The 9100-nt window shown below is 68.8% G+C and carries 11 protein-coding genes; all 11 read right to left on the reverse strand.

Features of this window, described 5'->3' with window-relative positions; genetic code table 11:
* The coding region (locus tag ACFSM0_RS17620) for a phage major capsid protein (RefSeq protein ID WP_377393664.1) at positions 1 to 757 on the reverse strand (757 nt) is incomplete at its 3' end.
* A gap of 75 nt (positions 758 to 832) precedes the next feature.
* Positions 833 to 1729 carry a S49 family peptidase gene (locus ACFSM0_RS17625; protein WP_377393667.1) on the reverse strand — a complete coding sequence of 299 codons (897 nt, stop codon included), beginning with the start codon at positions 1727 to 1729 and terminating at the stop codon, positions 833 to 835.
* Positions 1719 to 3029, reverse strand: coding sequence for a phage portal protein (locus ACFSM0_RS17630; RefSeq protein WP_377393669.1), 1311 nt, complete (start codon positions 3027 to 3029; stop codon positions 1719 to 1721). The genes ACFSM0_RS17625 and ACFSM0_RS17630 overlap by 11 nt, the downstream gene beginning before the upstream one ends.
* A complete protein-coding gene (locus ACFSM0_RS17635; protein WP_377393672.1) occupies positions 3026 to 4687 on the reverse strand; it encodes a terminase large subunit in 1662 nt (553 codons plus the stop codon). Before ACFSM0_RS17635 ends, ACFSM0_RS17630 begins: the two co-directional genes overlap by 4 nt.
* A complete protein-coding gene (locus tag ACFSM0_RS17640) occupies positions 4674 to 5111 on the reverse strand; it encodes a P27 family phage terminase small subunit (RefSeq protein WP_377393675.1) in 438 nt (145 codons plus the stop codon). Before ACFSM0_RS17640 ends, ACFSM0_RS17635 begins: the two co-directional genes overlap by 14 nt.
* Before the next feature lie 144 nt (positions 5112 to 5255).
* Complete coding sequence (locus ACFSM0_RS17645; protein ID WP_377393678.1) at positions 5256 to 5645, reverse strand: HNH endonuclease signature motif containing protein; 390 nt, start codon at positions 5643 to 5645, stop codon at positions 5256 to 5258.
* Between the two features lie 122 nt (positions 5646 to 5767).
* On the reverse strand, positions 5768 to 6685 hold the full coding sequence (locus ACFSM0_RS17650) for a hypothetical protein (protein WP_377393680.1): 918 nt from the start codon (positions 6683 to 6685) through the stop codon (positions 5768 to 5770).
* Positions 6682 to 7266, reverse strand: a complete 585-nt coding sequence (locus tag ACFSM0_RS17655; RefSeq protein WP_377393683.1) for a hypothetical protein — start codon at positions 7264 to 7266, stop codon at positions 6682 to 6684. The genes ACFSM0_RS17650 and ACFSM0_RS17655 overlap by 4 nt, the downstream gene beginning before the upstream one ends.
* A gap of 174 nt (positions 7267 to 7440) precedes the next feature.
* Positions 7441 to 8094 carry a hypothetical protein gene (locus ACFSM0_RS17660; RefSeq protein ID WP_377393686.1) on the reverse strand — a complete coding sequence of 218 codons (654 nt, stop codon included), beginning with the start codon at positions 8092 to 8094 and terminating at the stop codon, positions 7441 to 7443.
* Positions 8094 to 8777, reverse strand: coding sequence for a hypothetical protein (locus ACFSM0_RS17665; protein WP_377393689.1), 684 nt, complete (start codon positions 8775 to 8777; stop codon positions 8094 to 8096). Before ACFSM0_RS17665 ends, ACFSM0_RS17660 begins: the two co-directional genes overlap by 1 nt.
* Before the next feature lie 34 nt (positions 8778 to 8811).
* The coding region (locus ACFSM0_RS17670) for a hypothetical protein (RefSeq protein ID WP_377393692.1) at positions 8812 to 9100 on the reverse strand (289 nt) is incomplete at its 5' end.

The following is a 9100-nucleotide window of genomic DNA, read 5'->3' on the forward strand; positions in this document are numbered from 1 at the left end:
CGCGCAGCGCCATCACCTTCAAAAGATCGTCGCGCACCATCTGCGCCATCGCGAGCCCCGAGTGACGCAAAAGCGAGTTGCCGATCGGCACAAGCCCGGTCAGCTTCTTGAAGCTCTGATCCATCTTGTCAAAGCTCGGCTCGCTCGGCGTGATCGCGGCATTCTCGCCCTGATAGGTCGCCGTCGCCGCGGCGAGCTGTTTGGCGTGGCGGATCTGCCCCGCGGGCATCGGGAAGGTCCGCGCCCCCGCCGCGCGCACCACAACGCGCGCGCGCAAAAGCTCGATCAGCCCCTCGGCCATCGGGCGCGGGATCGTCACGCCCCCCGCCGCCTCGCTCGCCCCCGAAAGCGCCGCCGAGATCCCCGAATGCCCCTCCCCCTCCAGATAGGCCGCCGCCTTGTCGCGATCCCCCCGCGCCCGCGCCAGCGCATGCACGACAAAACCCACCTCAACCCCCTTCTGCGCCGGATCCTGCGGCTGCGCCGCCGCCCGCGGCAAGGTGCCTCCCGCCCCCGCGCCCTCATCGCCCACGGCTGCCGCCGCCAGCGCCGCCTCCGCGGTCTCGGCGCGTTTCACCTTGGCATCGAGCCCGTCAAAGGCCGCTTTCGCCGCGTCAAAAGCCGCAAGCGCCGCGCCATGCTCGGGCGCCTCTGCCCCCGCGCCCGCCGCCTCGATCTGCTCGATCGCCTCGGCGGCGGCAGAAAGCGCGCTCGCAGCGGCCTTCCGGTCGCGGCGCAGATCGTCAAGTTTGGTCATGGTATACCCCAGTGCAAAAAGCCGCCCGAAGGCGGCGGTGTGGACCTGCCGCGACCGGCAGGAAGGTGAAGAGTTTCAGAGTGCGGCGCGGGCCTTTGCCGCCGCCGCAAGCGCGCCAAAGCGCGCCGAAGGGGCCGGGCGCGCCGCCGCCCCATGCGCCGAGATCATCCGCGCGTAAAACGCCGCCCGCGTTTCGACCGTATCGGCGAGCCCGCGCGCCACCGCCTCCGCGCCCCGGAAGCACGCCCCGCCATTGCAAGGATCGCCGCTCACCGAAAGCCGCGTGGCAAGATCGCCCGGCGCGATATTGCGCCCGCGCGCCACCGCCGCGTGGAACGCCGCCTCGATCTCGTCGAGCGCGCGCACGAGCTCCGCCATCCCCGCCTCGGTCCCCGGATCGGGGCGCTTGGCGCGCGCATGGCGTGAGGTCAGCCGATAGGCCTGCACACCCCGCGCATCCGGCCCGACCACGCTTGTCGCCTCAAGCGCCACCCCGATCGAGCCCACCACAGCGCCCGGCGTGAGCGCGATGGAGCTCGCCTGTGAGGCCAGCCAATAGGCCGCCGAGGCCGCCATCGGCGCGGCAATCGCATGGACGGGCTTGCGCGCGCCCGCCACCGCCACCGCCTGCGCCGCATCCTCGCAGCCCAGCACCAGCCCGCCCGGACTGTCGAGATCGAGCACGATCGCCGCCACATCGGCCCGCTCGGCCAGCTCGGCCATCGTCTCGGCCAGCCCGAAGTAGGTGGACCAGCCAAACCACGCCTCCAAAACCGCGCTGTTGGGCGTCAGGATCCCGCGCACCGGCACCACCGCGAGCCCGCGCTGCACCGTGAAGCGCTCCGCGCCAGCCGCCGCTTCGGCCCCGCGCGCTGCCGCCTCAGGTACCTCCCGCGCCAGCATCTCGCGCGCAAACTCCGCCGCAATCGCCACCGGCGCCCCCGCCAGCATCGCCCCGATCTCACTGCGCATCGTTCTCTCCCTTGGTGTCGCGCGTCATGTTCGAGGGCGGATAGAGCCGATCCCCGCCCGTGATCGGCGCAAGCCCCTCCTTGATCCGCCCCTCGTCGGGCGTCATGAACGGCCCGCCAATCGCCGCCTTCAGCGCGTCATAGCGTTCCTTCGTCGTCGGGCGCAGCAGCGTGTCGAAGTCATGGCGGAAGAAGAACCCCGCCCGCCGCTCCCGATCGGTGAGCAGCGAGAGCGCATATTGCTGCTCCAGAAGCCCGCCCCAATGCAGCAGGCAATCGGTCAGATAATCCGTCGCGGCCTGTTCGGAGTTCGCCTTCACCCCGTATTCGAGGATCTGCAGCTTCGTGGGCGGCACCCGGTAGATCGAGGCGATCTGCTCGCGGTCAAAGCGGCGCGTTTCCAAAAGCTGCTGATCGGCGGCGCTGATATCGAGGCTCTTGATCTCGTCGCTCCCGCCCAGGATCGGAATGCCCTTCCCTTCGGGATCGTCGAGCGTGGCGCGCAACCGGCGCTGGTTGCGGTAATAGGCCTCGTCATCGTCATAGGCCTCTTCCATCTTGACATAGGCCTTCAGAAAGGTGCCCGAGGCATTGCGCGCCGCCGCCTCCTGCCCGGCCAGCGCAATCCCCACGCTTTCCGCCGCCACCTCGATCGGCGAGCGCCCGCTCCAGCCATCAAGCGCCATATAGCGCAGATGCACCATCGCCCGCGCAGGCACCCGGCGCAGCACCCCGGCCCCATCCTCGATATCGTAAAACCGCGCCCGCCCGGCCTTCAGCACCGAGACCGCATCGGGCAACAGCGTCTCGACCAGAACCAGATCGCCCCCGCCATCGCGCGGCGCATAGGCATAAGCATTGCCGCGCAGCGCAAACACATAGGCGAGCGCAAAGCGCATCACGATCGCCGGAATGCCCGGCGCGCTCTCGACATTGAGCAGATAGGCCGCCGGATGATCGCGCACCCGCTGTTCCTGCCCGTTCGCGCCCCGCTGATAGAGCTTCAGCGGCACCTTGCTCAGATCGCCCGCGATCACGTTGCAGCAGCTGAACACCGTCGCATGTTTTTGCGCCGCGCCCGGCGAGACCCGCGGCAGCGATTTCACCCGGCTCTGCCCGCCCCAGCCGATCTCCGAAAGCCAGCCCTGCGGCGCCGTCACCCCCGAGGCCGGTTCCGCCGCGCCCGTCTGTGCCGCCCCCGTCTCAGCCGCTGCGCAAAGCACCGGTTCGGCGCGCGCAACCGCCGCCACAGCCGGGCGGCCCACAGCCGGGCGGCCAAAGAGTTTTGCGATCATGCTCATATCGTCTCGATCTCCCGCGCCCTGCGCTTTCTCTCCGCCGCCTCGGCCCGCCCCACCGCCATGATCGCCGCCACCGCCGGGTCGATCCGGCCCCGCGACTTCGCCTTGTTCGGCTTGCAGTTCTCCGCCGCATCCTCGTCGCGGTGCACATTGCCCACCGCCCAGGCCAGCACCGGATTGCCGCCATGGCGCAGCCGCGTCTTCGCCACCGCCTCCTCGAAGCGCTTCATCGGCGAGGACATCGAGGCATAGCCCTGCCCGTGCTCGACCAGCGGAAACCGCCGCCGCACCAGCTCCTTGGCCACATACTTCATGCCCCAGCGGTCAAACGCGACCTCCTGCACGGTGAAGAAAGCCCGGATCTGCTCCATCCGCTCGATCACCTGATCATCGTCGATCACACCGCCCTGGTGCACCTCCAGCCAGCCGTCATCGCGCCACTGGATATATTCGCGCTTCTCCTTCTGGGCGCGCTGAATAAACCCCTTCGGCCCGGCGGGCAGGAAGGTGTAGGTGATCAGATAGATCAGCCCCTCCATCGGCACCGCAACGCAGATCGCGGTCAAATCCGTGGTCTTCGAAAGATCGATCCCAACCCAGGCATCGCGCCCCCGCAACGCGCGCAGATCGAAAGGCGCCGCCCCCTTGTCCCAGACCTCGCGCTCGATCCACGACTGCGCGCCCTCGGTCCACAGATCGAGGTGCAGGCGCCGGAAGTTCGGCATCTTCCCCGCAATCGCCTGCGCCTCGTGCAGCATCGCCCGGAACCGCTCCTCGGTGAACGTCACCCCGAGGTTCGGGTTTGCCATCTTCCACACCGCCGGATCATTCACGTCGCAGTCGAGCGGCGGCTCGGCCACATAGCCGAAGAAGGCGTCATCCGTCACATTCCCCCGCAGCACCTCGGAGGCGTATTCGCGCATCTCCCCGCACACCGACACCATGTCCGCCCCCGCCGTGGTGATCGCCCAGTCGATCGGCTGCGCCCGCGCGATCATCGAGTTCACCACCACCTCGGCCAGCTCCCGGTCGCTCCAGCGGTGCACCTCGTCACGCGCCGCAAAATGCGGGTTGATCCCGTCCGAGGTGTTGCCGTCGCGCGAGAGGCATTTGATCACCCCGTTCGTCGCGGGCGTGTCGATCGAAGAGCGCCAGCTGCGCATCAGCCGCGTCAGCGCCGGGCTCTTGCCGATCATCCGCTTGAGCTCGCCAAAAAGCAGCCCCGCCTGATCGCGCGTCGTCGCCGCGCAATAGCCCTGCGGCGCCGCCTCCCCGTCAAAGAGCTGCGTGTAAAGCATCGGCACCGCGGTATCGGTGGTCTTGCCGTTCTTCTTCGCCACCTGGTGGTAGGTCGCACGGAACCGCCGCAGCCCGGTCTCTTCGTGTTTCCAGCCAAACACCGAGCCATGCCGGAACACCTGCCAGGGCTGCAGCGCCAAAGGCTGGCCCGCCATCGGCCCGGTGGTGTGCTGGATCAGCTTCGAGAAGTTGGTGATCGCATTCGCCGCCTGACAGTCGAAGTAAAGGCCACGGTCGCGCCCGGTCTCCAGATCCCGCAGATGCCGCGCGCAGGCGAGCCGCACCAGCTCCCCCGCCACCTCCCTTCCCTCGATCACATCGCGCGCGTAGCGCGAGACCGGATGGTCAACGGGATCCATTGATCTGCTCAAGCAGGTCCGCAAAGAGATCGCCCTGCCCGCCCGAGCTCAGCCGCGCATCATCAACCGGCGTCAGCCCGAACCGCGCCGAGAGCTGGTTCATCAACCCGATCGCCTGCCCCCGCTGTGTCCAGGCGGCGCGGTGCTTTTGCTGCAGGCCGTTGCGCGTCTTGACCTCATAGTAACTGCCCATGATCGCCAGATCCCCGGTGAGCCGGATCACATCGGCCACGCATTCGCAGTAAGCCGCGAAGCTGTCCTCGAACGCGGGCTCCAGCCGCCCCTTCGCCACCAGCGACGGCGCGAGCCGATCCCAGGCCTCGCGCGCCTCGCTCGTCATCCACTCGGGCGCCGCGGGCACCGGCGCGGTCATGTCCCCCTTCATCGGGATGACATTGTGCAGCGAAGGCTTCGGCCCCTTCATCGTTCATCCTCCATAACGCTCAGACAGATGGGCTTTTTTTGCCAAATAGCCGGGCGCAAAAATGCACCTCCACGGGCCGGTGCCCCAACGCGGCGCGAGATTTTGAGGGCACCCCCCGGTGGGGGGCGGCGCCCGCCCCCGCGATCAGGGACCGCGGCGATCCCCGTGCCAGACCTCGCGCGCGGTCTTGCGCGAGTGACAGGATTTGCACAGCGCCTGCCAGTTCGTGCGGTCCCACATCAGGCCCGCATCGCCGCGGTGCGGGGTCCGGTGATCCACCTCGCGCGCCGCCACGACAAGCCCGAGGCTCGCGCAATCCTCGCACAGCGGATGCCGGGCGAGGAACGTCGCGCGCGCCTTGCGCCAGCGTTGCGTGCTGTAGAACGCGGCGCCCGCGCGGGCCGCCGCCCCCGCCTTCGCCGCCTTGCGTCGCGCGGCGCACTTCGCCTGCCGCTCGGCCTCGTGCTCGGCGCAATGCGCCAGACCCTCAAGCGCCAGCTCATCGCAGCCCGGCGCGCGGCACAGTTTGCGCATCGCTCGCCTCGTCATCGCTGTCTGGAAAAGCAAGCGCCCGGTCGGGTGGGTTCCCGCCGGGCGCTCGTGTAGATCATGCCAAGAGATATGCCGCTGACGGACTTAAGCGTCAAGCCCCTTTCTCAGGGATACCCCTGCATGCGCTCCAGCGCGGCGCCAAGCGCCCTGTGCAGCCGCTCCCGATGCTCCCCCTTGGCCGCCCAGCCATGCGCGGCAAGCACCGCGCTCGGGTCCAGATCCTCAAGGCAGACCGCATCAACGAGCCGTCGATCAAGAATGACCGAGGCGCCCGGCCCGCGGGCGCTCGGGCGCACCCGGCGCACCACCATCGCCGCCCCCTCCCCGATCCGCGCCCGCAAAAGCGCAATCCGGCGCGCTTCCTCCAGCCGCAGATCCGTCACATCAAGAGCGCCCCCGCCCGCGCCGCCCCGCCGCCCCTCAAGGCTCGAAAGCTTGACCCCGCCCGCCGCATGCCGCTCGACCAGCGTCCGGTAAAGCCGCGCCATCGCGATCTGCCCCGGCGTGAACGGCACCGGCTTGCCCGTCGCCCGCGCCCGCGCCTCCATCCGGTCAAACACATCCGCCGCCCGCACCGCCTTGCGGGGGCGCGCCTCCCCCGGCCCCTGATAGCCCGCCTCCTCGATCGTGTTGCGCGTGCCCGGTCGGATCTGCCGCAGCGTGATCACCCGGCACGCGCCCCGCGCGGGCGCCGCCACAATCTCAGGCCCGCAGCGCTCCGGCGCGCGCGCCTGCGCCAGCACATAGGCCTGCGACAGCGCCTGCATCTTCGAAAGCGGCAGCACCACCTCCACCGGCCCGCCCGAGCCCTCCCGCCGCGCCCAAAGCTCCCCCCGCGTCACCGCCCGCGTCGACAACGCCCAATCCAGAACCTCCACCCACGACCGGAACTGCGCCCGGTCCCGCCCCGAAAGCCCCCGGATCGCCGCAGGATCCGCCGTCCCCGTCAGCTCCCGAACCGCCAGCTCCGCCAATACCGTCGCAGGCACAACACGCCCGCCCGGAAACCCCATCATGCTCATGCTGCCCGCTCCTCTTTGCCCGCGTCGGTCTCGACATCGCCCATGCCCATCATCGCCTCGGCCAGCGCCAGATCCGCATGATACGCATCGAGCCATGCCTGATCCTCGCGGCGCAAGCTCGTGCCCCGCTCCACCATCCGCCGCAGCCCGGCGCGGCGCCGCGCATTGTCGGCAGCCTCCTCGCGCAGCTTCGAGATCAGATAACGCCCCGGCGGCGGCCCGAGCTTCTTGGCCATCCACATCAACTCCACCAGATAACCGCCATCGCGCGCCGCCCGCCCCGCCGTCGAGCGCATCAAGGAAGAGACGTAATCGCTCTGCCGCGGCGGCGGGGCCTCAAGGCCATATCCCCAGCTCAAAAGGAGCGCCGTATCCGGCCAAACCCCGCGCGCCTGTTTCAGCGCCATCTCGCACAGGCCCCGCAAGTTCTCCGCGCTCATATAGGAAAGCTTGCGCGCGATCAGCGCCTGATCGCGTTCATGCTTCTCCACCGTCACCTTGCGGCCCCGCTTCAGCCCGCTCATCGGTTCCAGCAACTCGGCGCGAACCCGCGCTTCGCTGCGCCCCCGCTCCTGCCCCATCTTCGTCCCTCTTCATTGCATCCCTCGCGACTTATCCACAGGCGGCCCCGGTCATGCTGTTGCCGGGCGTGTTGTTTTTTTGTTATTCTTTCGTTTCTTATCTTATTGTCGGTAACTGTTACCCACGTGGCGGAACGTTCCAGAACAGTTACGAACTGTTCCGGTAACAGATCCTCACACAGGTCGCAGAGCCTCGAACCAGCGCTCGCGCACCGCCACCATCAACACCCGCTCATAGGCCTCGACTCGGCGCTGTCCCTGCACATGCTCAAGCAGCCATTTGTCCATTCGCTCGATCAGCACCTGATCGCGCACCATCGCATCCGCCGCGCCAAGCGCCCGCAACCCGTCGCGCAGCCGCTTGAGCCGCATGGCCACGGCTTTCGCATCATTCGCCCGCTCGCGTTCCTCGCGCCGATCCAGCACCTGCGAGATCACCTCGCACACCACCGGATGCGCGAGCCGCACCTGATCGCCGCAGCGCACCCGGAACCAGTTCCTGAGCGGGCCGAACTCGAGCCCCCGCAGCCCCCGCCAATGCGTGATATCGATCCGCAACAGCCGCGAGAGCTGCACATCGTCATCGGGCAGCGTGCCGGTCGGAAACTGCATCTGCGCGATGTCGAAGAGCGCCCGCGCCACGCCCTGCACCTCATAAGAGGCGCACAGATGCATCGCGGAATTGAGCCAGCGCCCGAAGTGCCACGGCACAAAGAAATGCCCCTCAAGCCGCAAATCGTTGAATTCGTATTCCGGCAGCGCCGCCAGATCGACCGCCACCAGCGGTCGACCCGCAGCGCTTGCCCGGTCTTCCGCCAGCGGGGGCATCACTTCGCCCCCCGCGGCAGAACGCTTTTGGCCAGCGTGTCGAGCTTGCTCATCGCGCGCTGCACTTCCCCAAAGAGCTTCGCCAGCGCCTCGCCCTCCTGCCGGATCGCCGTCGCCGCCTTCTCGATCTCGCACTGCCGCGCGTGCCGATCCGCCAGCGCTGCCTCGACCCGTTTCGCAAGCGCGCCCAGATCGACCTTCGTCGCCTGCATCTCGTCGTTCTCGCCGCTGTCGCCAAACGCGCGCCGCCGCTCTTCCGCCACCCAGCCAAAAAGGCAGCCGTTGCCGATCGCCTCCGCCACCGTCACATCGGTCTCCGCGCCGCGATAGCGCCCCGCATCGACGTTATAAACAACGTCGAGCATCTGGTTGATCTCGCGCAGCATCTCGCGCGAAGGCGCGCGCAGCACCCCGGTCTTGCCTGCCTTCTCCACCTTGCTCTTGCCTCCATTCTCCGCAAACGCCCGCCGCCGCGCATCGCAGCCGGGGCACAAAAGCCGCCCCTTCACGATCGCCCAGCCCTGGCGCACAAGTTTTGTGTTCACCTGCCCCTCGATCGGGCTCACCTCCCGCCTGCGGGTCATCCGCGGCGGCGCGCAGGCCACAACTTCCGCCCGCCCGCATTGATCGCAGCCCGCACGCGCCCGCGGCGCCCCCGGCCCGCTGATCCGCTCCACGCTCATCGCATCCCTCCTTCCCCGGCCCACCGCCCGGCCCTCAAAACGCCCGCGCCAGCAGGTCATCGGCCTCCGTCACCTCCGGCGGCACATCGACCCCGGCAAAAGCCTGCGCCAGCGCCGCCCAGGGCGCGCAGTCAAACCGATCCAGAAAATGCAGCATCCGCAGGCTCGGCACCGCCAGCAGCACCAGCGCGCCCCCCTCGGGCGCAACCTGCACCAGCCGCACAAGCCCCCCGCCGTCGCAAAACCGCTCGAGCGCATCGATCTCGCCGTCGCCGATCAAGGCGAGCCGCTCCCGCACCAGATCCAGAAACCGCACCATCCGC

The organism is Rhodobacter lacus, from assembly GCF_042683065.1.
GTDB lineage: Bacteria > Pseudomonadota > Alphaproteobacteria > Rhodobacterales > Rhodobacteraceae > Rhodobacter > Rhodobacter lacus.